This is a genomic window from Kocuria salina (assembly GCF_013368965.1).
In the GTDB taxonomy this organism is placed as follows: domain Bacteria; phylum Actinomycetota; class Actinomycetes; order Actinomycetales; family Micrococcaceae; genus Kocuria; species Kocuria rosea.
Genome location: NZ_SSSF01000018.1, coordinates 1 through 24,222, shown reverse-complemented (window position 1 = coordinate 24,222; position 24,222 = coordinate 1). Strand labels below are relative to the sequence as shown.

The window sequence follows — 24,222 nt, the reverse complement described above, 5'->3', positions numbered from 1 at the left end:
GGCGTCTCCCGCTCTTCCGCGGGGCATCCGAGGCCGTGAGCTCGGCCCTGGGCCAGATCACACCACGGGGCATCCTGCACCGGGGCAGAGTCGAGGGCCACCCCCCTGCCACGGCTGCGGGGCAAGGCTGGGGCGGTGAGGACCGGCCCGGTCATCGCGGCCTTGCCGTAGACCCGGATCACCTGGACGCCCGACGCCACCTGCTGGTGGAACACCCTCTGCGCTGCGCGGCAACACCATTTGCGCACCCCCGCGACCCCTGCGACCCCCGCGGTCCCGGGCTATCCGGGGGCGGGCGAGTGAGCAGCGTCACCTATCCCTGTCGCGGTCAACACACCGCGACAGGACCCGCTCAGCGCGCTCTGGCGGCACCCCAGAGAAGTGCATCACTACATAAGTGCATTTGTGCAATACATGCAGTGGTGCAATAATAGGGGTATGACTCAGGCCCCCGTGTCCTTGCGTGAACGCAAGAAAGCCCACACGTGGACGGTGATCCACGAGACCGCCGCCGAGCTGGTCCTGGAGCGCGGCCTGGAGCGCACCACGGTGGAGGCCGTCGCCGAGGCCGCGGGCGTTTCGCCCCGGACGTTCTTCAACTACTTCCCGTCCAAGGAGGACGCGGTGCTCGGCCTGCGCGCCCCCGCCCTGGACCCGGCGCTGCTCGAGGGGTTCTCCCTGGACCGCGATGTGCTGGAGCAGGTCTCCCGCCTGCTGCTGGCGGTGGCCCGCAGCGCCCACGCGGGCGGTGACGCCCAGCGGCGCCGTGAGCTGATGGGCCGCTACCCCCACCTGGCCCAGCGCCGCCGGGAGCTGATGTCCCAGGCCGAGGATTTGGTCCACCGGGCCGTCACGCACCTGCTGGCCGAGCACCCGGCCTGGTCGGCCGGTGTGGCCGGGCACGACGTCGCAGAAGCCGCCCGGATGCTCGTGATGCTCGCCGGGGTGCCGTTGCGCTTCGCCCTCACCCCCGGTGGCGCAGCTGCCGCCGCCGCTCCCGAGGCCCCGGACCTGGCCCCCGCCTTCCGTCTCTTCTACGACCTGCAGAGGAATCTTTCATGACCCGTACCCCTGCCCACCGGGCAGAACCGGCCGAGAAGAAACAGCACCTGATGCTGCTCTTCATCGGCCTGATGCTCTCCATGCTGCTGGCCGCCCTCAACCAGACCGTGCTCAGCACCGCCCTGCCCACCATCGTGGGCGAGCTCAACGGCGTGGACGAGATGGTGTGGGTGATCACCGCCTACATCCTGGCCTCGACCATTACGATGCCCATCTACGGCAAGCTCGGGGACCTCATGGGCCGCAAGCCCCTGCTGATCGCCGCGATCGTGCTGTTCATGGCCGGCTCCGTCGTCGGCGCCCTGGCCGGCACCATCGAGGTGCTCATCCTCGCCCGGGTCTTCCAGGGCCTGGGCGGTGGCGGGCTGATGATCCTGTCCCAGGCCACCATCGCCGACGTCGTCCCAGCGCGGGAGCGCGGCAAGTACATGGGCGTGATGGGCGGGGTCTTCGCCCTGGCCTCGGTGGCCGGGCCGCTGCTGGGCGGGTTCTTCACCGAGGGCCCCGGCTGGCGCTGGGCCTTCTGGATCAACATCCCGCTGGGGCTGCTCGCCCTGGCCGGTGCCGTGCTGTTCCTGCACCTGCCCCGGCGCCCCGGGCGCCCCCGTCTGGACGTCGGCGGGATGGTCCTGCTGGCCGTGGCCACCACCTGCCTGGTGCTCTTCGCCACCTGGGGCGGTAGCAAGTACGACTGGACCGACCCGGTCATCCTCGGTCTGATCGCCGCCACCCTGGTGGCCGGGACCGCCTTCGTGGCCGTGGAGCGGCGCACCGCCGAGCCGATCATCCCGATGCACCTGTTCGCCGAACGCAACTTCAACCTCACCACCGTGGCGGGGCTGCTCATCGGCGTGGCCATGTTCGGGGCCATCGGCTACATGCCCACCTACTTGCAGATGGTCCACGGGGTCGACGCCACCGACTCCGGGCTGCTGATGATCCCGATGATGGGCGCCCTGCTGGTCACCTCCATCGTCTCCGGGGCGCTGGTCAGCCGCACCGGGCGCTACAAGTGGATGCCGATCGCCGGCAGCGTCGTGGTCGCCGCGGGCCTGGTCCTGCTCTCCACCCTCACCGCCGAGGCCCCCTTGTGGCGCCTGTGCGCCGACCTCGCGGTGCTGGGCCTGGGCCTGGGGCTGTCGATGCAGATCCTGGTGCTGATCGTGCAGAACACCTTCCCGCTGCGCCAGGTCGGCACCGCCACCGCGTCGAACAACTACTTCCGCCAGATCGGGGCCACCCTCGGCTCGGCGGTCGTGGGCAGCGTCTTCGCCGGGCGCCTGGCCGACCTGCTGGCCCAGCGCCTGCCCGCCCAGGCCGGCGGCGCCACCGGCGGCACGAACTCGCTGACCCCGGCCGTGGTGGCGTCGCTGCCCGAGGCCATCCGGACCCCGATCATCACCTCCTACAACGACGCCCTGACCCCGATCTTCCTGTGGATCGCGCCGCTGGCCCTGCTCGCGGCAGTGCTGCTGTGCTTCGTGCAGGAAAAGGCCCTGGCCACCACGATCGAACGCGACGTGGTGCCCGAGGCCGCCGGCGAGGGCAACCTCCTCATCACCGCCGAGGACCCGGAAGAGACCGAGCCGGCCGAGCAGGACCAGCACCGCACCCGGTTCGAGGACAGCGCAGCCGTCGGCGCCCGATAGAACGGCAACCGGGTGGCCCCTCGCCCTCGGCGGGGTGCCCCGGGCACCAGCCCTACACGTCGAGCTTGTCCAAGATCCGCTGGCACACGCCTCCGACGCCAGCCGCGCGCAGGGTCTCGTTCAGACGCGATGTGGTGGTCATGGTCGTCTCTGCGTTTCGTTGTCGTCGTCCTCGGCGCACCGTGGGTTCACCGGCGCTCAGGTGGTCGGGCGGGAAGCGGCCATGGTGCTCTGGCGGGGCCGGGTGGCGGTGTACGACCCGGTGAACAGCAGCACGATCAGGATGATGTCCACGACATCACCGCCGTAGTACATCAGTTGCGCCCCGACCTGGGCCTCAGGGGCCTGGACCCCGGCCGGCGGGTGGGCGTAGAGCCACTTGGCCAGGATCGAGTGGGCGGCGATGAAGACGATCAGCACCACCGAGCGCACTGGGAGGGAGGCCCGGTGCGGGTCCGGGTCCACCCCGACCAGGGAGGCGGTGAAGAGGTAACCGGCCACGACGATGTGGGCGTGCACCAGCCCGTGGAGCAGCACCGAGGTGTGCATCAACTGGTACAGGTCCGTGGTGTAGAGAACCCACAGGCCCCCCGCGTTGAGCCCGGCCGCGACCACCGGGTGGGTGCCCACCCGCACCACGGGGTGGCGCAGCAGGCGGGTCAGCGACCGGGCCTGGGCCACGGGCAGGGCCCGCAGAACCAAGGTGATCGGGGCGGCCAGCACCAGCAGCAGCGGGGCGATCATGCCCAGCAGCAAGTGCCCGGCCATGTGGGCGGCGAAACTGGTGTGCGCGGCCGTGGCGACCGGACCGATCAGACCGGCCCCGGCGCAACCCAGACCTGCGTACCAGAACATGGTGCGGTGGCCCGGGACCGGGCTGCGATCCCGGGCCGCCCACAGGGCCACCGCGTAGCTGGCCGCGGCTGCGGTCAGGGCCAGGACGACCAGGACGTCGAAGACCACCCACCCGAGTACCTCCACGCCCTGGGCTGGGCTGCCTCCGGTGATGTCGTGGTCGGTGTGGTGCTGGTGGTCCACGGCGTGCCTGCTCAGCCGGTGGCGCGGGCCGGGCGGGTGCGCCAGAGGATGAGCGCCCCGATGCCCAGCAGCAGCACGGCCGAGCCGATCCAGGCCACGTCGTAGGGCAGCAGCTCCACGTCGTAGCGGACCTGGTGGATCCGCAGCACCTTGTGGTCGATGACTCCGTCGAAGAGCTGGAAGAACCCGACGCCGGTGACCACCGCCCCGGCCCAGCGCTTCCAGGCCACCTCGGTGCGGCGGCGCAGATCAGCGAGCAGGAACAGCCCCCAGATGGTGATGAACCACCCGAAGGCGTGGAAGAACCCGTCGGCGGTCAGTGCCACCTGCGTGGTCGACAGGTCGTAGAAGTGGTGCCACTGCAGACCCAGATGGAAGACGAACAGGTCGATCATCGAGGCTGCGATCCCGCACCCGAACAAGAACCCCGAGACCACCGTGCGCCGATCCAGATTGACCCCTGGCTTCGTGCGCGGATCGCTTCCGGGGCCCCGACCAGCGCTCGTCTCAGCGGAAGACATCAGGAATCTCTCACATCGGCGTGGCAACCCATGCGCCCATTGTTTCTATCGCGGGCATGCTGGGCAACGTCCCGGGTCCCTGCGCGCTCCTCCGCACACCGCCAGCAGCGGCTTCCGAGCACCCCACCGGAGCGGTGCATGGATTCGCAGGACAGGCCATAGGTCCCCGGCGGTCGCAGATTCCGACACCTCCGGGGCGAGGTCGCCGGCAGGCACCGGAGGGGTCTCCCACCGGGTCGTGCGGGGTGTCGGCCACACCGCGGATCTGGCACCCCGGGCGGGGCGAGGGCGATCTTCGACAAGGCGGGCCTCAACCCCGAGGCGGCGGCTCTTCCCGGATGATGGGGTCAGGGCAGCACCGCGCGCAGGGCGTGTTCGAACTCCGCGGCGTGTCGGGGGAGGGTGAACTCCTCCAGGTTCAGACCCCACTTCACCCGGAACCGCGCACCGTCGGGTGGTGTGGCATGGACGTTCAGCTGCGAAATGCTCCGGAGCGCGAAGACTCCCTGGGAGGAGGACTGCTCGAGCTCGGGGTGGATCAGCAGCAACCGCGAGGTGGTGACCACGGCGAGACTGCGGTGACCACGCCACCAGCCCGGCGCCAGGGCTTGGACGGTCTCCGACGGATCGAGCCACGATTCCGCTGTCCTCAGCTGCTGCCGCCACACGAACCGTTCGCCCAGACCGAGGGGCCGACAAGCGGCCTTGAGATCTCCACGCACGGGAAAAGCCCTTTCATCGGCATCAGGCGGATCATACGACCGGACGGGCCAATGGCTGCGGCCGCAGCCGGCTCGCCCGAGGTTATCAGGCCCGTCATGATGAAGATGTGAGCCCGGTTGGTCCGGCCCGTCCCAGAAGAGCCCCCTGTGGGAGGGGGCTTGTGAACTGTAAAGGCCCTTGTCACCTCGACTGTCTCGCGAGGGTGTCGGTCGAGGATCAGCAATGTCGTTCGAGTACTTCGGCGGTGCGTCGGCATCCAGTGCCCGCGCGATCGTCTCCGAGGGTGACATTCTCCTCCCCGCCGACGACTCCGAGAGTCAGGGCCGCGGCCCCGCCGGCAGCCGCCGTTGGCCCCGTCCGCGCCTCCACCCCGCACAGAGTTTTGCCCCCAGTGCAAGTTTGCACGTAGTGTAAGGATTTGTGATTCCTGTTGAGGAACCTTCCGCGGTGCCGGCGTCCCGGCGGGAGTTGAACAAGGCGGCCACCCGCAGGGCCATCGCCGAGGCGGCGTTGGCCCTGTTGCGTGCCCGGGGCGTGGGACGGTTCACGGTGGAGGACATCGCCTCGGCGGCGGGGGTGTCGCGCCGGACGTTCTTCAACTACTTCCCCAGCCGTGAGGCGGCGTTGGCGGTGAGCGTGGATGAGTTCCTGGATCACGGGGTCGAGCAGTTCCTCGCCCGTCCGGCCGACGAGCCGCTGGTGGAGTCGATGCATGAGCTGCTGATCGCATTGGCCGACCCGATCCATCTGGCGGCGATGGCCGAGGTGTACGGCACGGCAGGCGCTGATCCGCAGATGCACCGGTTCCAGCTGGAGGGGTGGGACAGCTGCGCCGACAAGCTCGTCGAGGCCATCCGCGGGCGTTCGGGCCCGGAGATGGACTCCCTCTACGTCGGTGCCCTGGTGGGCTCGGCGCTCTCGTGCGGCAAAGCCGCCCTCAGCGAGTGGTTCCACCGCTGCGGCGGCGAGGTCACCGAGGAGTCCTTGGACCTGTTGCGGCAGTACCTGATCGACGTGGTCGGCTATCTGCGCCAGGGCTTCACCCGCTAGACCTTCCCTCCCTTCTTCATCTTCCTTGTCCTCCTTTTTCGAGAACGGTGAGCGCCCATGGCATCTGTGCTGTATCGACTGGGCCGGTTCTGTTACCGGCGTCGCTGGTGGGTCACCGCCGTGTGGGTGGCCCTGGTGCTGGGGGTGGGCGGGGCGGCGGTGGCCTTCCACGGCACCTTGAGCAACAACTTCACCCTTCCCGGCACCGAGACCCAGCGGGTCCTGGACCGGCTGGAGGAGGAGCTGCCCGAGGCGGCCGGCGGCAGCGGATCGGTGGTCTTCCACTCCCCGGCCGGGGAGTTCACCGACGAACAGGAAGCAGCGGTGGGCCAGGCCCTGCAGCAACTGGAGCAGATGCCGGAGGTGGAAGCAGCCGCCGATCCCTTCGAGCTCCAGCGCCAGCTCCAGGACGGGGCGCAGCAGGTCTCCCAGGGGCAGGCCCAGCTGGAGTCGGCCAAGGAGCAGATCGCCGCCGGGCGTGAGCAGATGGCCCAGCAGCGCGAGCAGCTCCAGGCCGCGGCCGCGGCCGGGGCGCCCGGGGCGCAGCAGGGCCTGGAGCAGCTCGAGACGGCCAGTGCGGAACTGGAGGCCCAGGCGCAGGAGATCACCGACAACGAGGAGTCCCTGGCTGTGGCCCAGCGCCAGGTCGGCGCCGCCCAGGACATGCGCGTCGTCTCCGAGAACGGGCAGGTCGCGCTGAGCCAGGTGCAGTTCAGCGACTCCATCTACAACGTCCCGGCCGAGATCCGTGAGCAGGTTCAGACCACCCTGAACGCCGCTGAGGAGTCCGGGATCGAGGTCTACATCAGCCAGGACATCACCCAGGACGTCTCCGAGGTCATGGGCAGCTCCGAGATCATCGGGGTGGCCGTGGCCGCCCTGGTGCTGATCATCATGCTCGGCACGCTCATCGCGGCCGGTCTGCCCCTGCTGATGGCCATCACCGGGGTGGCTGTGGGGGTGGGGGCGACCTTCGCCCTGTCCGGGGTGGTCGAGATGTCCACGGTCTCCCCCTTCCTGGCCCTGATGCTGGGCCTGGCCGTGGGCATCGACTACTCCTTGTTCATTGTCAACCGGCACCGCACCCAGCTGATGCACGGGATGGACCTGGAAGAGTCCGTGGCCCGCGCCAACGGCACCTCCGGCAACTCGGTGCTGTTCGCCGGGGTGACCGTCGTCGTCGCCCTGGCCGCCCTGGCGGTGCCAGGTCTGCCGTTCCTGACGATCATGGGTCTGTCCGCCGCGGCCACCGTGGCCCTGGCCGTGCTGGTGGCTCTCACCCTGACACCGGCCGCCCTGGGCTTCATCGGGCCGAAGGTGCTCTCGTCCCGCGCCTGGGCCAAGGCCCGCGCGGCCCAGACCGCCTTGACCCGCGACGCCGAACGGGCCGGGACCTCGGCCGAATCCGTGGAGGAGGCCGCCGACCAGGAGCACAGCCGCCACGGCTGGGGGGCGTTCGTCACCAACCATGCCGGGATCGTCCTGGCGCTCAGCGTGCTCGTTCTGGCGATCATCGCCCTGCCCGCCCAGCACCTGCGCGTCGCCCTGCCCGACGGCGGCTCCGAGTCCCCCGAGTCGGAGGCCTATCAGGCCTACACCCTGGTGGGCGAGGCCTTCGGAGAAGGCGTCAACGGGCCCATCATCGCCGTGGGAGAGCTGCCCGGCGGGCTCAGCGACACCGCCTCGCAGGACCTGCAGTACGACGTGGCCGATCAGCTGCGCGCCGTCGACAACGTCACCGCCGCCCTGCCGGCGATCGTCAGCGAGGACGGGCGCACCGTCGTCTTCCAGGTCGTTCCCACCGAGGGCCCGGCCAGTGCCAGCACCGAACAGGTCTTGGCCGACCTGCGCCAGCGCGCCACGGCCATCGAAGCCGACACCGGTGTGAGCATCGGGTTGACCGGACAGACCGCGGCCAACATCGACGTGTCCGAGAAGCTCAGCACCGCCCTGGCCCCCTACCTCGGCATCGTCGTGGGGCTGTCCCTGATCCTGCTCATGCTCGTCTTCCGCTCCATCCTGGTCCCGCTGCTGGCCACCGGAGGGTTCCTGCTGTCGATGGCGGCGACCTTCGGGGCCATCGTGGCCGTCTACCAGTGGGGCTGGCTCGGAGAGATCTTCGGGGTGCACAACCCCTCGGCCGTGCTCAGCTTCTTGCCGATCATCCTCATCGGGGTGCTCTTCGGCCTGGCCATGGACTACCAGGTGTTCCTGGTTTCGGGCATGCGCGAGTCCTACATCCACGGGCAGGACCCCCGCACCGCGGTGCGCACCGGCTTCAGCCACGGCGCGCGGGTGGTGACCGCGGCCGCGATCATCATGACCTCCGTGTTCGCCGGGTTCATCTTCTCCGAAATGGCCATGGTCCGCCCCATCGGCTTCAGCCTCGCCTTCGGAGTGCTCGTGGACGCCTTCGTGGTGCGGATGACCATCGTCCCGGCCACGATGCACCTGCTGGGACGCACCGCCTGGTGGATCCCTCGCTGGCTGGACCGCATCCTGCCCGACGTCGATGTGGAAGGCGCGAAACTGCCCGCACCCGCCGGTACCCGCCCCGCACCGCACCGCGATACCGTTGAAGCACACGCCTGAACCCCCATACCCCCACCCATCGACGCAGGGGCGCACAGACCCCGGCTCTGCCGGGCCCGGGGTCCTGGAGCAGCACTGATCAGGAAAGGACGGCACCACCATGAAGCACGTCACTTTGGGCACCGCAGGGCTTGAGGTCTCCCGCCTGGGGCTGGGATGCATGGGCATGTCGGCGTTCTACACCGGCAGCGGCGCCAATGAGTCCGAGTCGATCGCCACGATCCACCGGGCCCTGGATCTGGGCATCACGTTCTTCGACACCGCGGAGATGTACGGCCCCTACGCCAACGAGGAACTGCTGGGCAGGGCCTTGGGCTCCCGCCGCTCGGAGGTCGTGGTCGCCACCAAGTTCGGCACTATCTCCCACCGCGCCGGCGACAGCCCCGGGTTGGACGGCAGCGCGCAGAACGTGCGGCTGTCGGTGGAGGGCTCGCTGAAGCGGTTGAACACCGACTACATCGACCTGTACTACCAGCACCGCATGGACCCGGCCACCCCGGTGGAGGAGACCATGGGGGCCCTGGCCGAACTGGTCCAGGAGGGCAAGATCCGTCACATCGGGCTCTCCGAAGCGGCCCCGGCCACGATCCGCCGGGCACAGGCGGTGCACCCGGTGACCGCGTTGCAGACCGAGTACTCCTTGTGGTCCCGGGAGCCGGAACACGAGATCCTGCCCACGGTGCGGGAACTGGGTATCGGGTTCGTGCCGTACTCCCCACTGGGCCGGGGCTTCCTCACCGGCACCATCCGCTCCATCGAGCAGCTGGACGAGGGGGACTTCCGTCGCAACAACCCCCGCTTCGCCGGGGAGAACCTGCAGCACAACATCCGCATCGTGGAGCAGGTGGACGCGGTGGCCGCCGAGCTGGGCGCCAAGCCCGGGCAGGTGGCCCTGGCCTGGCTGCTGGCCCAGGGCGATGACATCGCCCCGATCCCGGGCACCAAGCGGGTGAGCTACCTGGAGGAGAACGCCGCCGCGGACGCGATCGAGCTCACCAACGAGCACCTGGCCGCACTAGACCAGGTCGCCGCCCCGGCCGGTGACCGCTACGAGGACATGTCCGCGGTCAACCAGTAGGGACCCGGCCGCCGCTGAGAAGAAACGCCAGAACGCCATGAACGCCGGCTCCTGAGCCTTGGGAGTCGACCTCGGCGCCGGAACCCATGGCGCCCCTGACAACGTCGGATCCCGCTGCTCCTAAGCTCCTCCATCCCGGGCAGCAGGACGATCAACCAACCGGCGCACAGAATCAGGGCACGGGTGTGGTGGGGAAACCCATACGAAGCGGGGCCCTTCTCACCCCGCCTTCCCACGGCGCCGGCCCCGGTGGCTTGCCGCCCGTCTTGGGGGCAGTCCGATGCTGCGCATTGGTCCGAAGTCCGCAGCGCTCTGCAGCTCCGCAGTGGAGCCCCTGACAGTGGTGTAGCGCGGTGACCGCGGTGACCGCGCTCTCGTCCGGAACGACGAACAAGGCCACCGCGCTACACCACCCGGGACCCGACTTCGCCTGATCATTCTTCCCTGACCGCATCAACGAGGACCCGAAGCGGCAAGGCCTGGCAGGCCGGGGTCAGTCCCGCACGTCCAGAGTCAGCAACCGCCGGCCAGCTCCTGATCACATCACCGGAAAACCCACGTCGGCGGATTCAGGCCCAGCTGCCCCGGAACGTCATCCCTTCCGACGTCCAGCAACCCGTGGGGCGGCTGGTTCCCCCCGCTGCCGGTCCTCGGCAGTAAGCATCAACGCGATCCTGCCCAGGATCGCCCTGTCATCGTCCGAGCCGGGCCCCGGTGACGGTACCGCCGGGCCGGGACCCGCTTCGCAGCATCCGATCAGGTGCAACTGCTAATTTGCAGCGAGTACATCAAATCTTGCAGTAACTGCAGATATGTGACGGGGAGAGGTTGGCGCAGCATGAGGACAGACCAATGGTGACCGGGAAACTAGTGGTCGACGCCCAGGGCATCACTAAGTCTTACGGGTCAGGGGCGACGCGTTTTGACGCGTTGAAGGGGGTGTCGCTGCAGGTGGCCGCAGGGGAGAGCGTGGCCATTGTGGGGAAGAGCGGTTCGGGCAAGTCCACGCTCATGCACATCCTGGCTCTGCTGGACGAACCGGACGCCGGCTCGCTGCGGGTCACCGGGCTGGATGCGCGCAAATTGTCGGCCAAGCAGCTCAACACGCTGCGCAACCAGCAGTTCGGGTTCGTGTTTCAGCAGTTCTTCCTCACACCGAACACGTCAGTGCTGGACAACGTCGTGCTACCGCTGAAAATCGCCGGGGTCAGCGCGGCCGAACGGCGCCGGGCGGGTATGGCGGTGCTGGAGCGGATGGAACTGGCGGACAAGGCCGGGAACAAGGCGACGGACCTCTCCGGCGGGCAAAAGCAACGAGCCGTGATCAGTCGTGCGCTGGTGAACGAGCCCAGCATCATCTTCGCTGACGAGCCGACCGGAAATCTGGACACGGCCACCGGTGCCACCGTGGAGGACATTCTCTTTGGCCTGAACAGGGACAAGGGCATCACCCTGATCGTGGTGACCCACGACGTCGACCTCGCTGCCCGCTGCGACCGGCAGGTCTTCGTGCGCGACGGGCTGATCGAACGCACGACTCCGTCGGCCCACGACAGCGCAACAGAAGCGAGCCAGGCATGAACGCCCCGGACCTGATCTCCTCAGCGGTGGCCAACACCTTCCGCTCCAAGCTGCGCACCACCTTGACCGTGCTGGCGATCTTCGTGGGAGCATTTACCCTGACCTTGACGAGCGCAGTGGGGGCGGGTGTCGCGCAGTACGTGGACAAGCAGGTCTCGGCCATGGGGTCGGCGGACATGCTCTTCGTCCAGAAGACGTCCGAGGACACAGCCGCCGGTGAGGGCCCTGCGGAATACGACCCCGAGGCAGCACAGTCTCCTGCCGGACCACCTGTTCCGGGCCGGGGCGTCCCTGACCCGCTGACCGCAGAGGACCTCGAGGTGATCCGGGACACCGAGGGCGTCCTCGACGCGGACCCGTTACGCATGGTGGCCCCGGAGTACATCTCCTTCGACGACGGGACCGCCTACGAGTTCACAGCGAACCCTGTGGGCAGTATCGCCCGGGCCGACCTTGAAGCCGGACGGCAGCTCGAAGGGGGCTCTGCCCAGCACGAGGTCGTCCTTCCGTCTCCCTACGTGGCACCGCTGGGCTTCGACTCCGCCGAGCAGGCCCTCGATTCGACCGTCCGACTCGGTATCACCGACGTGCTGGGCGAGCAGCACACCGTGGAGGCGACCGTGGTCGGGGTCGCACGGGAGAGCTTGCTTGCCTCCGGGGCGAGCATGAACGAGGCCCTGCTCGCGGAGCTGTCAGACATCCAGTCCGCCGGCATCGGCACCGGCACCCCCGGTTTCGTCGCCGCCATCGCCCACTTCGACACCTCCTTGGCCGAGGAAGAGGTCGATGCCCTGAAGTCCTCCCTGGCCGAGGCCGGGCTCACGGCCCAGACCACCGAGGATCAGCTGGGGATGATCCAGACCGTCATCAGCGGCATCGTGGGCATTCTCAACGCCTTCGCCGTGATTGCCCTCGTCGCGGCCAGCTTCGGGATCATCAACACGTTGCTCATGAGCGTGCAGGAACGCACCCGAGAGATCGGGTTGATGAAGGCCATGGGCATGAGCGGAGGCCGGGTCTTCGCCCTGTTCAGCCTCGAGGCCGTCGTCATCGGATTCCTGGGCAGTGCGATCGGTGCCGGTGCGGCCGTGGGCCTCGGGTCGGTCGTCAGTTCGGCGCTGGCCGAGGGAGCGCTCTCCGGGCTGCCGGGATTAAGCATCATGCTCTTCAAGCCCACCACCGTGGCCGGGGTGATCCTGCTGATCATGGCGATCGCCTTCCTGGCCGGCACCCTGCCGGCCCGACAGGCCGCCAAGCAGAACCCCATCGACTCCCTGCGCTACGAATAGCCTCCGAAAGGACGGGACCCCAGGTGCCCAGCAGCCACGGGACCACCGAGCGGAAGCGCGCCCGAGCCCTCATGATCGAGCGCCACACGGTCGCACTGGTCCAGGAACACGGCCTGGACCACGTGACCGTGGAGATGATCTGCGAGATGAGCCACATATCGCAACGGACGTTCTTCAACTACTTCAAGACGAAGGACGAGGCTCTCATCGGCACCCAAGCCCCGCGGATCCACGAGAGACTAGCCCGCGAGTTCCTCGTCTCGGACGGGACGAACCTTCTGGCGGAAGCCCTCGAACTTGTCAGCAACAGCCTCACCACCAGCAACCCTGAACCCGATCACGCGCTGATGGCCGCCCGCATGCAGATGGTCCTGCGTTACCCGCAGATCTTCCGCAAAGCGATGGAGGCCATGAATGCCACCCACGACGATCTGACGGAGTTGATCTTCCTGCGACTGCGCAGGAACCACGGCACCTCGACGTCCCTGAACGACCTGCGAGAACAGGCCGGGCTGATGGCCCATCTCGTTCTCGGAGCCCTGCGCTTCACCATGGCCACCTGGACGCAGAGCAAGTCGGCGCATCCACGTCCGCCGGTGGAGCACACCGTAAACCTTCTGACCAGCATCATGGCCGCCTCCACGGCCCATCCCCATGCCACAGATCCGAATGATCCCCCCGCGGAACCGAAACCGGGACTGTCGCTCTAACGGTGTAAGAGGCGTTTCCATGGTTAGTGGTTCTCCGCCGCCGGCATCCGGTCGGCGAAGGTGATGGCGAAGGCGTTCAGCGCCGGCTTCCACCGTGTGACCCATCGTGTCTGCCCGGTGCCCTTCGGGTCCAGGGATCGCACGACCAGGTACAGCGTCTTCATCGCGGACTGCTCATTCGGGAAGTGGCCACGTGCCCGCACCGCCCTGCGGAACCGGGCGTTGAGGGACTCGATGGCGTTGGTCGAGCAGATCACCCGGCGGATCTCCACGTCGTAGTCCAAGAACGGCACGAACTCGCTCCACGCCGCCCGCCACAGCCGGCTGATCGCCGGGTACTGGGCGCCCCACTTGTCCTCCACCTCCTCCAGGGCGGCCTCCGCGGCGGCAGCGGTCGGGGCCGTGTAGACAGGCTTCAGGTCCTTGGCGAGCTCGTCCCAGTACTTCCTCGAGGCGTACCGGAACGTCCCGCGGATCAGGTGGATGATGCAGGTCTGCACCGTGGCCAGCGGGAACACCGCGTTCACGCTGTCGGGCAAGCCCTTGAGCCCGTCGCACACCACGAAGAACACGTCCCTGACCCCGCGGGACTTCAGGTCGTTGAGGACCGCGTACCAGAATTTCGCCGACTCCCCGTCGCCGTCCCCGGCCCACATGCCCAGGATGTCCTTGTGCCCGGCCAGGTCCACCCCGATCGCGGCGTACACGGGCCGGTTGCGGACCTGCCCGTCCCTGACTTTGACCATGATCGCGTCGATGAAGACCGCCGCGTAGACCTGCTCCAGGGGCCGGGCCCACCAGGCCTGCATCTCGTCCACGACGCGGTCGGTGATGCGGGTGACGGTGTCCTTGGAGACCTCCGCGCCGTAGACCTCGCCCAGGTGCGCGCTGATCTCCCCGGTGGTCAGCCCCTTGGCCGACAGCGAGAGCACGACCTGGTCCAGGTCCGTCAGGCGCCGCTGACGCTTACGCACGATCACCGGCTCGAAGCTGGCTTCCCGGTCCCGTGGGACCTCGATCTCGACGGGGCCGGCGTTGTCGGTGATGACCGTCTTGGCCCGTTTCCCGTTGCGGGAGTTGCCCCGGTTCCGCCCCTCGGGTTCGCCGGGCTGGTAGCCGAGGTGTTCGTTCATCTCCTCGTCCAGGGCGGCCTCGACGACCATCTTGGTCAGCTGCTTCAGCAGCCCGCCGGGACCGGTCAACGCCGCCCCGCTGGCGCGGGCGGCACGGACCAGTTCCCGGACGGTGTCTTGTTCGACCGCGCTCAGCTGCGCGTTCTCTTCCGGCTCGTCACCGGGTGTCGGTGGGCTCACGTCCACCAGTGTCTCGATCTTCTCGCTCATGTCGACCCTCCAACCCCGAACGGGGCGATTGGGCCTCTTACACCGTTACTGCGATAGTCCCCCGAAACCAACGAACCGGGTGTGAGATAGGCCTGGCCGGCACTTGCCGCCTTCGCCACTGAGAGGGACGCATCGGGTTGGGGTCGCTCTGCGACGGAGGGACCCATGCCGCCGTTTTCGGCCTGGCCCGTGCCTGGTGCGGACGGAACTGGTCCTTCACGGTGGAGGGGTGATGCCGGTGGGATTCAGAAGGCTTTCAACGGCGGGTAGGGGGCGACGCCGCCAGAAGGGCAAGCGCGCCCACCAACTGTCTGCGATGACAGGGACTGCCCCACGTTTCGCTGATCCGCTCCAAGGGCTCCAGAGTCTCCAGTCCGGTGTTTTGATTCTGTGCAGGGAACGTGAAGACCGTCGATGTCAGGGGATGGACGGTCTTCAGGGTCATGGCGGATACGGGGTGGGATGTGTGAGGCCGTGGTTGCTTGTTAGTGGAGGTGCTCGCCGAAGAAGTCGAGGATGCGTTGCCAGGCGTCCTCGGCCTCCGGCTGCGAGTAGGCCAGCCCGGCGGTGCGTTCAACAAAACGCAGAGGCCTGGGCGTCTTCCAGTCATTCATAAAGGAATGACCCACGGCCGGGTACTCCTTCACGTCTCGTGCCACCCCACCCTCGGCCAGGAACCTCTCCAGCTCATCGGCCGCCCCGGGCAAGGCGCGGTCCTCGGCGCCGTAGCTGGCCACGACAGGGCATGACCGGGTCAGTGACGCCTTGTCTGTGGGCATCGACCCGTAGTTGGGGGCGGTCGCGTTGAACACCCCTCGTGGTGCCAGCAGGAGGCAGAAGCCGCCACCCATGCAGAACCCGACCGATCCCACCTTCCCGGAGCAACGATTATCGGCCACGAGGTGGTCGCGGGCGGCGAGGATGTCTTCGACAGCTCTCCCCTTGCCGCTGGACAGCGATCGGAAGGTGCTCACGACGCAGGCCGGCCTGCGCCCGCGCCGGTACAGGGCCGGGGAGAGGGCCAGGTAGCCGTTAGCCGCGAAACGGTCGGTGATGGACTTGATGTCCTCGGTCAGACCGAAGGCGTCGTGGACCACGACCACCCCCGGCCAGGGCCCCTCCCCGGCGGGAACGGCCAGATAACCCGGCAAGGGGCCAGCCGGGGCGGGAAAGGACATCATCGACATAGCAGCGATGCTAACCCCGCCTGAGGCGCCCCGGAGGACCGTGTTAATCACCGGCCACCGGCAGCCTCGCCACCACGGAAGTTGTTAGGGGTGGTGTTGTGACGTGGGAATCGGTGGTGCCCGGCGTCAGTGCTACGGGTGGTTGCTGGCGGGTCCGGCCCCGCTGAGGTCGCCCGGTCGACGCGGGCTTGGCGGCTGGATACCCCTCGACGCGAGGACACCCCACCAGCTGCAACAGTTGGCGAGTCCGGCGACGTCGCGGGCTGCCCGGTTCAACCTGACGGAGCAGGCGTCGTCCCCCGACTCGGCGTCGACGGTGCCAGGGCTCGTTGCACATGATCGGCGAAGCGCCGCCACTGGGCGGGGTCTTGTTGCCGTGCGTGGTCGAGGCCGGTGGCGCAGCCGGTGACGAGGATGGTCACGTCCTCCACGTTGACGTCGGGGCGCAGCGCTCCGACGTCCTGCATCCGAGATACGAGAGCGCCCATCGCTGCGCGAACCTCGGCCTCGGCCGAGCCCAGACCTGGAATGAGCTCTCCGCACAAAAGGCTCAGGGTCATGCGGTCCGTCCGGAGCCGCTCGAACAGGTCCTCCAGGAAAGCCGGCCACGCCGCGGCGCCGTGCTGGGCCGCGTCCGCCACGGCCTCGGCGACCCGCTGGGAAACCCAGCTGAGCAGATCCTGACCCACCGCGGTGAGCAGGCCCGACTTGGAGCCGAAAGCCCGGTAGACGGTGGCGTTCCCGACTCCCGCCCGTTGGGCTATCTCGGGAATGGTGGCCCTCGCACCCCGGTCGGCGAACACCGCACGCGCGGAGAGCAGGACGGCTTCAGTGTTGCGTGCCGCGTCCGACCGTCCTCGTGCCCCCGTCACAGGAGGCGCTGGGTTGGGCTCGACGGCCATCAATGGGCCTCGCCAGGGGCCGGCAGGTCCGGGTAGGTCACTCCCGTCAGGTCCTCACTGACCTGCCAGAGCCGGGCGGCAACGGCGTCGTCGCCTGCAGCACGGGAGCGGCTGACGAGCACCGGGGCCCCGCGCCCCTGGCCGAGGCCGCCAGGCCCGTAGTACTCGCCGCCGCGGACCTCGGGCATCGTCGCAGCGCGCAGGGACGGCAGGGCCGCGGCGGCGGCGGGCTGCGCAATGCCCGACTCCAGGGCACGCACCACCGTGCGCAACGGGCCCGCAGGACCAGTGAACCCGCTGGTGAGGTTGGTGCTCGCAAAACCTGGGTGCGCCGCGACGACGGTCACAGTATCGCCCGCCGCCCGCAGCCGCTGATCCAGCTCGTGGACGAACAGCAGGTTCGCGAGCTTGCTTTGCCCGTACCGCGCCCACCGCCGGTAGCTGCCCACCCCCTGCAGGTCGTCGAAGTCGATGCGCCCAAACCAGTGCGCGTTGCTGGAGACGACCACGACCCTGCCCGCCTCCGCTTGGCGCAGGGCCGGCAACAGCAACCCGGTGAGGGCGAAATGGCCGAGGTGGTTGGTGCCCAGCTGGCGCTCGAAGCCGTCAGCCGTCCGACCCTGGGGGACGGCCATGATGCCGGCATTGGCCACCAGCAGGTCCAACGGGCCGTCCCACGCCGAGGCGAACGCACGCACCGAGGAGAGGTCGGCCAGGTCCAGCTGTCCGAGCCTGGCAGTGCTCGACCCCGTCTCCTCGACCAGCTCGGCCAGAGCCCGCTCACCACGCCGCGGATCGCGGCAGGCCAGGGTCACCACCGCGCCCCGACGGTCCAGCTCGATCGCGGTGCGCAACCCGATGCCGCTGTTCGCGCCGGTGACCACGGCCGTGCGCCCGGCCAGAGAGGGGATGTCGGCCAGCGACCAGGCCGGAGATGTCGTCGTGTTCGTCATGACCTGACCATAGCCGAAACGGACTGACGGTGTCCGCTTCGGGGCGGCACCGCACCGTCGGGGCCGCATCTCGCGCCCACCCGAGCATCGGCATGCCCCTGACCGATACAACTATCGGACCGGTCACAGACCGGACCCCCAGAACGAATCTGGTCCGGGGTTTCCAACTACCGGCGGATCGCCGGCCATCCCGCTCCGAAGCCTCACCAGGGTGCTGTTCCGAGGCCTCTTCGTCGGCGCTCTAGGTACAGCATCGCTCACCCTCGTCATTACCGGGCTCCAGTGGTTGGGAATCAGGTGCGGGCACTGCCGGAGGAAGTCACCAAGCGTGAAGCGCGACTGGTCTCCGCCCGGCAGGAGGCCGAGGACGCCCGGAGGCGTTCCCGACTGTGCTGGCCTTGCTGGGCCACGTGTGGCGTGCCGGGCGATGGCTGGCCAGGCAGTGCATAGGCTGTCCGGATGGATGAGACACCGCCGACCGGTTCTCAGCGGCGGCTGTTGTCCCAGATCTTGCTCCACAGCGGCCCGCTGGCACCGGTGCTGAAAGAACAGTTCGATTCCTTGAGGATCACCGAGGCCCAGGACTGCGGTTGCTTAGACTTCACCGTGGACCCGAACACGCCCCGGCTTCCGGAGAACACCGAGTGTCCGCTGTGGTTCCACGCTGTCAGCGACGCCACCCCCGTTGAGGCCTTGGGCGTGTATCTGTGGCACGAGCAGGGCCACGCCGGCGGGGTGGAGATCACCTGGGCCAACGCCGATCACCACCCACCTCTGGCGGAGTTGCGCATCGAGGATGCTTGAGGCCCACCCAACGCAGTCGGTTGCCCGTTCTGTCGGCGCCTGCTGGGTAGGGTGCGGGAATGAGGCTTTCGTATCCGGTGTGGGTCCGGTTCAACGGTTGCGACCGTGCACTGATTTGGCAGACCGATGACGGCACCCAGGTCACTGAGGAGGACATCGACGCGGTCCTCGTCTTGGACGGGAGAATCGTCACCGCTTTCACCACCGAGGACCTCACCACCGTGGCCGCCCGGCACGGCCTCGAGCTGAAGGACAGCGATGGGGCCGTGCAGGTTCTCGACGACGTCGAGGAGCTGCTGGAGCTTCTCGCCTCCGAAGAGATCCGCGCGCAGGTGTTGGATGCGTGGAATCTGTTCGCCGACATCGCCCGCAGCGTCTCGGCCACCCTCGATGACACCGGAGAGGCGTGGCAGCAGTGCTACGACAAGCTGTTCTTCGGCAACAACCTCCCCCAGCGTCACCCCTGCCGGGGAGGACTACCGGCCCTGCTTCACGGTCGAGGAACAACGGCTCATCCGAGATGTCTTCATCCGTGGCCGCGCCATTCTCGCCACTCACCTCTGAACCAGGGCGGACCAACCCCGCGACACGGTGAAGGCCGGTGCGCCCTGGCCGATCAGGTGGGCGCGGGGCGCCCGGTGCGCACCCGCGGCCCGGGATGGGCGTTGCCGGACGGGCGAGAGGCGCGGTCTTCCGCCGCCGGGGTGATCCGGGGCAGAATCTGATCACTCGAGGACCTCATGAGCGCTGTCGCCCCAGCGCGGCGGGGTCCTCAGCCGATCCGCATCACGATCCCGGTACCTGGCCGGGAGAGATCCGAAGGAAGGAGCTGCGATGAACCCCGATGAGTGCCCGGCCTGTGACACCGGCGTCCTTGCCACCTGGCAGGTGAACGCCACGAACGAGACCATCCGCGTGTGCGATGAGTGCGACGGCGTGTGGGAGGCCACCGATGAGCTGCCGGGCCCGCCCCTGACGACCATCGAGCAGTTCCTCCTCCTGCGCAGCCGGCCGCCGCTGTGGAGCGAGCTGCACCGCCTCGACGAGGCGCCCGCCTCGTGAGCAAGCCATGGGCTGCCACCACGGGTGACTCGGCGTGGGCGCAGTACCAGCGCACCGCGCGGCTGAGCAGCACCACGCTGATCCTCAAGGGCGGACCGATTTTTGACCCCGTCAAGGTGGCCGCCAATCCTCAGGACTACCTGCTGGACATTTTCGAGCACGAGGCCGAGGTAGCCGCGTTGTGGTAGTCCCGTCGGCGTTGGGACCGGGACTGGAGCGAGGACGAGATCCGGCTGCGCTACCAGGGGGTCGAGCTGTTGCCGTTGGGGGTGGTGGATCACGTCTCGGCGCTGTGGTGCTACCTGCTCCATGTGGTCGAGGAGTTCCTGGACACCGGCCGCGGGGAGACCTCCTACCCGGACCAGCCGCTGCCGGTGGTGCTGGAGACGGTCAAGGGCAAGGTGTTCTTCTCCACCGACGAGACCCGGGTGATGGTGGAGCCCGCCCCGTTCCTCGACTCGTTGCTCGATGAGGCGCAGCGGTTCTTCGCCTGGGCCGAGCGCAACCTCGCTGAGCCGCCGATGGACCGGGAGGTCGCGCAGCTACGGGAACGGCTGGCTCAGCTGTAGGGCCCTGGCGTTGAGCAACAACTCGTCCGCGGCTTCCTTTCCTGTGACCGCACCAACCCCATCCTCACCCCCTGATCCCACCTGTGGAACGGGCCAGAAGCCGCTTCACATATGGCCGGTCGTCGGTCCGACGGTTCTCGTGCGGAGGGGGGCAGGCACGAGCTTGTCCGTCGGATCCGGTCTTTGACAGCGCGGTGAGCGCCCCGGAGAACGGTGACACAGGTGGGCGATCGCGACGGTGGATCGCGGAGGATGCCCGGTCCCCTGCGTGCCGGTCCTTGCCGAGGCCGGGAATCAGCGGATGTCCGCGACGCGCGGTGCATGCCGGAAGAGGGTCGGTGGCCCGAGCGAGGCGCTCGAGCCACCGACCTTCGGGTGGGTATCGGTGGTGGTCAGCCGCGGGTGACGGGGATCTTCTTGGTCCCGGGCAGCTGGTCGGGTGCGGTCACCGGGGCCCGGACCTCGAGCACCCCGTCCTTGTAGGTCGCGGTGATGTCCTCCTCCTTGGTCCCGGCCGGCAACGGCAGGGTGCGCACGAAGGAGCCGTAGCGGAACTCCGAACGGTAGGTGGCCTTGTCCTTGTGCTCGGACTTCTGGCGGCGCTCGGCCCGCAACCGCAGCATGTCGTTGACCACGGTGAGCTCCACGTCCTGCTGCGGGTCGATGTCGGGCAGCTCCGCTCGGATCACCATGGCCTCGCCGTCCTGGAACTCCTCGACCTTGGGCCAGGACACCTGCAGGTCCGACGGCACGTCGCCTTCCAGCAGTCGGCGGAAAGGCTCCAGCATGTCGAGAGCTTCCCTGCGCATCAGTCCAGCCATCACTTGCCTCCTCTCCTCGGGCCCGGCCCCGGCGTCGTCGGGGCGGCCCGTCAACCGGAGGCCGTGGACCCGTCGAACGGGGGCCGGAGGTGCTCTCACAGGGACGTTTCCAGGATAAGCACCGGAGGCGGGGCGCAAAAGGTCTGTTTCCGGCGCCGGTGAAACGTCATCCGCGCCGGCCGTGGTTCCACGTTCATAGGGGAAGTCGTCGGCGCAACGGCCGGCTGTGGGGCTCGCCCGGTCCTCGACCACCGGTCGGGGACCGGGGCGGCTTGCCGATCAGATCCCTGGCTGCACGTTGTGCGGTGGCTGGGCTGTGCTGCCTGCCCAGGATTCGAACCTGGAACCCCCGGTGCCAGAAACCGGTGCAACTACCAGTTGTGCTAGCAGGCACCGCCCACAGGGTGGGCGAGGATTTCAACGTGGGATCGGGGTGCGCCCATTCCCAGGCTCCGGTGTCCGTGCTGGGTCGGGGCTGATTCGAGGACCCGAGGTCCACTGCGGGGTGGCAGTGCTCCCCGGGTGGGTCCCGGCGTGTGGCTCGGTACGACCTGGTTCAGGTGCCTGGTCATAGGCCGGGGGTGAGGAACGAGTGTCTCGGTGGAGGGGTGATGCTTCCGCGCAAGAATCTTCAGCTGGTGGACGGGGCGGCTGCGTCGGTGCCAGCGGTGAGGATGGCCAAGGACGCGGCCACGGAGTGATCGGGTTCTGCCGGTGGGGCGGTGTAGGCGCGCAGGATGAGCACGGACTTGCCGGCCACTTCCAGGGGTGCGTCGGCGGCCACGAGGCTGGTGCTGGCGCTCTTGCCGGCGGTGTCCAGGACGATCTCCCACTCCACGGCGTATTCGGCCGGTGGAAGGATGAAGGTCACGGGCCCGTCGTGGGAGTTGAAACACAGCAGGAAGTTCACGTCCGTGATGGTGCGTCCGCGCCAGTCCTTGCCGATGGCCGCCCCGTTGTAGAAGACGCCCAGGGCGCGCGCCAGCGGCTGGCCCCAGTCAGCGGGCACCATGGGGGAGGCATCGGGGTTCAGCCACACGATGTCGGGCAAGGGTTGGCCCTGCTCGCGGTCCACGGGCCGGCCGCTGAAGAACCGGTTGCGCCGGAACGTGGGGTGCTGACGGCGCAGCCGGGCCACGGCGGCGACGAACTCGGCCAGGGGGCCGTCCATGGTTTCCCAGTCGATCCAGGTCAGCTCGTTATCCTGGCAGTAGGCGTTGTTGTTCCCGCCCTGGGTGCGGCCCAGCTCGTCCCCGTGCACCAGCATCGGCACTCCTTGGGAGAGCAGCAGGGTGGCCAGGAAGTTGCGTTGTTGCTGGGCACGTAAGGCGAGGACCTGCGGGTCGTTGGTGGGGCCTTCCACCCCGCAGTTCCAGGAGCGGTTGTGGGACTCCCCGTCGTTGTTGCTCTCACCGTTGGCCTCGTTGTGCTTGTCGTTGTAGGAGACCAGGTCGCGCAGGGTGAAGCCGTCGTGGGCGGTGACGAAGTTGATCGAGGCGAACGGGCGGCGCCCGGAGGACTCGTAGAGATCCGCCGAACCGGCCAGCCGTGAGGCGAACTCCCCGAGCGTCGCAGGGGCCCCACGCCAGAAGTCGCGCACCGCGTCGCGGTACCTGCCGTTCCACTCCGTCCACTGCGGCGGGAAGTTCCCCACCTGATAGCCCCCGGGGCCGATGTCCCAGGGCTCGGCGATCAGCTTGACCTGGGAGACCACCGGGTCCTGCTGGACCAGGTCGAAGAAACTGGCCAGCCGGTCCACGTCGTAGAACTCCCGGGCCAAGGTCGCGGCCAGGTCGAAGCGGAAGCCGTCCACGTGCATCTGCGTCACCCAGTAGCGCAGGGAGTCCATGATCAGCTGCAGGGAGTGCGGGTGGCGGACGTTGAGGGTGTTGCCGGTGCCGGTGTAGTCCATGTAGTACTGCTTCTCGTCTTCGACCAGCCGGTAGTAGGCGGAGTTGTCGAGGCCCTTGAACGCCAGGGTGGGGCCCAGGTGGTTGCCCTCGGCGGTGTGGTTGTACACCACGTCGAGGATCACCTCGATCCCGGCCTGGTGCAGGGACCGGACCATGGCCTTGAACTCCTGGACCTGCTGGCCCGGTTCGGCGGTGGAGCTGTAGGCGTTGTGCGGGGCGAAGAACCCGATGGTGTTGTAGCCCCAGTAGTTGGACAGGCCCTTCTCCAGCAGGCCCCCGTCGTGGACGAACTGGTGCACCGGCATCAGCTCGATCGCCGTCACCCCGAGCTTCGTGAGGTGGGCGATCACCGCCGGGTGGGCGAGCCCGGCGTAGGTCCCTCGCTCTGCGGCCGGGACCTCGGGGTGGCGCATGGTCATACCCTTGACGTGGGCCTCGTAGATCACCGAGTCGTGGTACGGGATCCGCAGGGGCCGGTCGCCCTGCCAGTCGAAAAACGGGCTGATCACCACCGACCTCATCGTGGAGGCGGCCGAGTCCTCGGCATTGAATGATCCGGGATCCCCGGGGTAGTGGGAGAACACCGCCGGACTCCAGCGCACGTCTCCGCTGATGGCCTTGGCATAGGGGTCCAGCAGCAGTTTGGCCGGGTTGCACCGCACACCGCGGGTGGGGTCATAGGGGCCCTCCACGCGGTACCCGTACTTCTGACCGGGGATCACGTGCGGCAAATAGCAGTGCCACACGAAGGCGTCCACGGCCTCCAGCGGGATCCGGTGCTCGGAGCCCTCGGCGTCGAACAAGCACAGGTGCACGGCCGTGGCCGTCTCACTGAACACGGCGAAGTTCGTGCCGTTGCCGTCGTAGGTCGCCCCCAACGGATAGGGGCTGCCCGTCCACACATCCATTCTTGTCCTCCGCCGCCTCGAACCGGTCAGCCACCCGCAGCAACATCCCGTGATCCTGCCGGCTTCGGCCCCGCCGATCACAGGGGCACGAATCCTCTTCCCGGCGACCCCACCATAATGCGGCGGCCACGGCCGCAGGACGGCGACCGCGCTGAGGCACCGTATGCGGGGCCGCCGACGGATACTCCCCACCAGGATTTGGTCGCCCCCTTGATCTGGTCGGTCCCGTAACCAGTACTGCAAAGAACCGGCTGGCGCAGAAGTTGCCTTGTTCGTAGCTGCTGATCGTTCCTACTCTGAGGCTCCGGTCAGGCTCGGCTCACTGCCCGAACACGCACCTGAAAGGGCGCTGCGCCAGGATCACGGTAGGACAGCTGGCGCGGGCCGGTGTCATCGGCAGGTGCCACGAGCAACGCTAAATCATGTGCGTTGGCGTTGCTGCAGGTCGGGCGTGCAGTAGGCGGCCG

22 protein-coding genes and 1 tRNA gene are annotated in these 24,222 nt (G+C 68.3%); 13 read left to right on the top strand and 10 right to left on the bottom strand.

What is annotated here, in order from left to right; translation table 11 throughout:
* The first annotated feature begins 438 nt into the window (after positions 1-438).
* Entirely contained in the window at positions 439-1,062 is a 624-nt protein-coding gene (locus E7Z53_RS18835) for a TetR/AcrR family transcriptional regulator (protein ID WP_255219696.1), read from the top strand.
* A complete protein-coding gene (locus tag E7Z53_RS18830) occupies positions 1,059-2,711 on the top strand; it encodes an MDR family MFS transporter (protein ID WP_095651821.1) in 1,653 nt (550 codons plus the stop codon). Before E7Z53_RS18835 ends, E7Z53_RS18830 begins: the two co-directional genes overlap by 4 nt.
* Before the next feature lie 198 nt (positions 2,712-2,909).
* Here E7Z53_RS18830 and E7Z53_RS18825 read toward each other — a convergent pair whose 3' ends face one another.
* From E7Z53_RS18825 to E7Z53_RS18815, 3 genes are all read right to left on the bottom strand, one after another.
* Entirely contained in the window at positions 2,910-3,749 is an 840-nt protein-coding gene (locus tag E7Z53_RS18825; RefSeq protein ID WP_242630407.1) for a cytochrome c oxidase assembly protein, read from the bottom strand.
* Positions 3,750-3,760: 11 nt separating this feature from the next.
* On the bottom strand, positions 3,761-4,270 hold the full coding sequence (locus E7Z53_RS18820) for a DUF2243 domain-containing protein (protein WP_095651822.1): 510 nt from the start codon (positions 4,268-4,270) through the stop codon (positions 3,761-3,763).
* Between the two features lie 347 nt (positions 4,271-4,617).
* Entirely contained in the window at positions 4,618-4,836 is a 219-nt protein-coding gene (locus tag E7Z53_RS18815; protein WP_136341189.1) for a hypothetical protein, read from the bottom strand.
* 604 nt (positions 4,837-5,440) lie between these two features.
* Between E7Z53_RS18815 and E7Z53_RS18810 the strand changes: the two genes are divergently transcribed.
* The 6 genes from E7Z53_RS18810 (at position 5,441) to E7Z53_RS18785 (ending at position 13,293) form a co-directional block, all read left to right on the top strand.
* Positions 5,441-6,043, top strand: coding sequence for a TetR family transcriptional regulator (locus E7Z53_RS18810; RefSeq protein ID WP_242630406.1), 603 nt, complete (start codon positions 5,441-5,443; stop codon positions 6,041-6,043).
* A gap of 57 nt (positions 6,044-6,100) precedes the next feature.
* The gene (locus E7Z53_RS18805; RefSeq protein ID WP_095651825.1) at positions 6,101-8,635 is read left to right on the top strand and encodes an MMPL family transporter; all 2,535 of its coding nucleotides are present in this window, start codon (positions 6,101-6,103) and stop codon (positions 8,633-8,635) included.
* 100 nt (positions 8,636-8,735) lie between these two features.
* Positions 8,736-9,713, top strand: coding sequence for an aldo/keto reductase (locus tag E7Z53_RS18800; RefSeq protein ID WP_095651826.1), 978 nt, complete (start codon positions 8,736-8,738; stop codon positions 9,711-9,713).
* 870 nt (positions 9,714-10,583) lie between these two features.
* Positions 10,584-11,294, top strand: coding sequence for an ABC transporter ATP-binding protein (locus E7Z53_RS18795; RefSeq protein WP_410200017.1), 711 nt, complete (start codon positions 10,584-10,586; stop codon positions 11,292-11,294).
* Positions 11,291-12,583, top strand: coding sequence for an ABC transporter permease (locus E7Z53_RS18790; RefSeq protein WP_095651828.1), 1,293 nt, complete (start codon positions 11,291-11,293; stop codon positions 12,581-12,583). Before E7Z53_RS18795 ends, E7Z53_RS18790 begins: the two co-directional genes overlap by 4 nt.
* A 23-nt stretch (positions 12,584-12,606) precedes the next feature.
* A complete protein-coding gene (locus tag E7Z53_RS18785) occupies positions 12,607-13,293 on the top strand; it encodes a TetR/AcrR family transcriptional regulator (RefSeq protein ID WP_095651829.1) in 687 nt (228 codons plus the stop codon).
* Positions 13,294-13,316: 23 nt separating this feature from the next.
* Here the strand turns inward: E7Z53_RS18785 and E7Z53_RS18780 are convergent, their stop codons facing one another.
* The 4 genes from E7Z53_RS18780 to E7Z53_RS18765 all read right to left on the bottom strand — a co-directional run bounded on the left by E7Z53_RS18780 (position 13,317) and on the right by E7Z53_RS18765 (position 17,678).
* The gene (locus E7Z53_RS18780) at positions 13,317-14,636 is read right to left on the bottom strand and encodes an IS256 family transposase (protein WP_217905963.1); all 1,320 of its coding nucleotides are present in this window, start codon (positions 14,634-14,636) and stop codon (positions 13,317-13,319) included.
* A 485-nt stretch (positions 14,637-15,121) separates the two neighbouring features.
* Complete coding sequence (locus E7Z53_RS18775; protein ID WP_165440223.1) at positions 15,122-15,823, bottom strand: dienelactone hydrolase family protein; 702 nt, start codon at positions 15,821-15,823, stop codon at positions 15,122-15,124.
* Between the two features lie 272 nt (positions 15,824-16,095).
* Entirely contained in the window at positions 16,096-16,725 is a 630-nt protein-coding gene (locus E7Z53_RS18770) for a TetR/AcrR family transcriptional regulator (RefSeq protein ID WP_095651887.1), read from the bottom strand.
* The gene (locus E7Z53_RS18765; RefSeq protein ID WP_095651886.1) at positions 16,725-17,678 is read right to left on the bottom strand and encodes an oxidoreductase; all 954 of its coding nucleotides are present in this window, start codon (positions 17,676-17,678) and stop codon (positions 16,725-16,727) included. Before E7Z53_RS18765 ends, E7Z53_RS18770 begins: the two co-directional genes overlap by 1 nt.
* 459 nt (positions 17,679-18,137) lie before the next feature.
* Between E7Z53_RS18765 and E7Z53_RS18760 the strand changes: the two genes are divergently transcribed.
* The 5 genes from E7Z53_RS18760 (at position 18,138) to E7Z53_RS18740 (ending at position 20,113) form a co-directional block, all read left to right on the top strand.
* On the top strand, positions 18,138-18,482 hold the full coding sequence (locus tag E7Z53_RS18760) for a hypothetical protein (protein ID WP_176338578.1): 345 nt from the start codon (positions 18,138-18,140) through the stop codon (positions 18,480-18,482).
* A gap of 59 nt (positions 18,483-18,541) precedes the next feature.
* On the top strand, positions 18,542-19,207 hold the full coding sequence (locus E7Z53_RS18755; protein ID WP_136341371.1) for a hypothetical protein: 666 nt from the start codon (positions 18,542-18,544) through the stop codon (positions 19,205-19,207).
* A 109-nt stretch (positions 19,208-19,316) separates the two neighbouring features.
* Complete coding sequence (locus E7Z53_RS18750) at positions 19,317-19,544, top strand: zf-TFIIB domain-containing protein (RefSeq protein ID WP_095651883.1); 228 nt, start codon at positions 19,317-19,319, stop codon at positions 19,542-19,544.
* On the top strand, positions 19,541-19,732 hold the full coding sequence (locus E7Z53_RS18745; protein WP_095651882.1) for a hypothetical protein: 192 nt from the start codon (positions 19,541-19,543) through the stop codon (positions 19,730-19,732). The genes E7Z53_RS18750 and E7Z53_RS18745 overlap by 4 nt, the downstream gene beginning before the upstream one ends.
* Before the next feature lie 84 nt (positions 19,733-19,816).
* A complete protein-coding gene (locus E7Z53_RS18740; RefSeq protein ID WP_136341372.1) occupies positions 19,817-20,113 on the top strand; it encodes a hypothetical protein in 297 nt (98 codons plus the stop codon).
* A 392-nt stretch (positions 20,114-20,505) separates the two neighbouring features.
* On the opposite strand, the gene E7Z53_RS18735 is transcribed toward E7Z53_RS18740, so the two are convergent.
* From E7Z53_RS18735 to glgX, 3 genes are all read right to left on the bottom strand, one after another.
* On the bottom strand, positions 20,506-20,901 hold the full coding sequence (locus E7Z53_RS18735) for an Hsp20/alpha crystallin family protein (protein ID WP_095651880.1): 396 nt from the start codon (positions 20,899-20,901) through the stop codon (positions 20,506-20,508).
* 352 nt (positions 20,902-21,253) lie between these two features.
* Positions 21,254-21,327 (bottom strand) — tRNA-Gln (locus tag E7Z53_RS18730).
* Positions 21,328-21,565: 238 nt separating this feature from the next.
* On the bottom strand, positions 21,566-23,755 hold the full coding sequence (gene glgX, locus E7Z53_RS18725; protein WP_095651879.1) for a glycogen debranching protein GlgX: 2,190 nt from the start codon (positions 23,753-23,755) through the stop codon (positions 21,566-21,568).
* Positions 23,756-24,222: the final 467 nt, after the last annotated feature.

Coding starts and splice junctions, on each gene's coding strand:
- E7Z53_RS18805 (WP_095651825.1), top strand. CDS start 6,101: ATGGCATCTGTGCTGTATCGACTGGGCCGGTTCTGTTACCGGCGTCGC.
- E7Z53_RS18820 (WP_095651822.1), bottom strand. CDS start 4,270: ATGTCTTCCGCTGAGACGAGCGCTGGTCGGGGCCCCGGAAGCGATCCG.
- E7Z53_RS18755 (WP_136341371.1), top strand. CDS start 18,542: ATGAGGCTTTCGTATCCGGTGTGGGTCCGGTTCAACGGTTGCGACCGT.
- E7Z53_RS18775 (WP_165440223.1), bottom strand. CDS start 15,823: ATGTCGATGATGTCCTTTCCCGCCCCGGCTGGCCCCTTGCCGGGTTAT.
- E7Z53_RS18770 (WP_095651887.1), bottom strand. CDS start 16,725: ATGGCCGTCGAGCCCAACCCAGCGCCTCCTGTGACGGGGGCACGAGGA.
- E7Z53_RS18830 (WP_095651821.1), top strand. CDS start 1,059: ATGACCCGTACCCCTGCCCACCGGGCAGAACCGGCCGAGAAGAAACAG.
- E7Z53_RS18735 (WP_095651880.1), bottom strand. CDS start 20,901: ATGCTGGAGCCTTTCCGCCGACTGCTGGAAGGCGACGTGCCGTCGGAC.
- E7Z53_RS18750 (WP_095651883.1), top strand. CDS start 19,317: ATGAACCCCGATGAGTGCCCGGCCTGTGACACCGGCGTCCTTGCCACC.
- E7Z53_RS18765 (WP_095651886.1), bottom strand. CDS start 17,678: ATGACGAACACGACGACATCTCCGGCCTGGTCGCTGGCCGACATCCCC.
- glgX (WP_095651879.1), bottom strand. CDS start 23,755: ATGGATGTGTGGACGGGCAGCCCCTATCCGTTGGGGGCGACCTACGAC.
- E7Z53_RS18835 (WP_255219696.1), top strand. CDS start 439: ATGACTCAGGCCCCCGTGTCCTTGCGTGAACGCAAGAAAGCCCACACG.
- E7Z53_RS18800 (WP_095651826.1), top strand. CDS start 8,736: ATGAAGCACGTCACTTTGGGCACCGCAGGGCTTGAGGTCTCCCGCCTG.
- E7Z53_RS18790 (WP_095651828.1), top strand. CDS start 11,291: ATGAACGCCCCGGACCTGATCTCCTCAGCGGTGGCCAACACCTTCCGC.
- E7Z53_RS18760 (WP_176338578.1), top strand. CDS start 18,138: ATGGATGAGACACCGCCGACCGGTTCTCAGCGGCGGCTGTTGTCCCAG.
- E7Z53_RS18780 (WP_217905963.1), bottom strand. CDS start 14,636: ATGAGCGAGAAGATCGAGACACTGGTGGACGTGAGCCCACCGACACCC.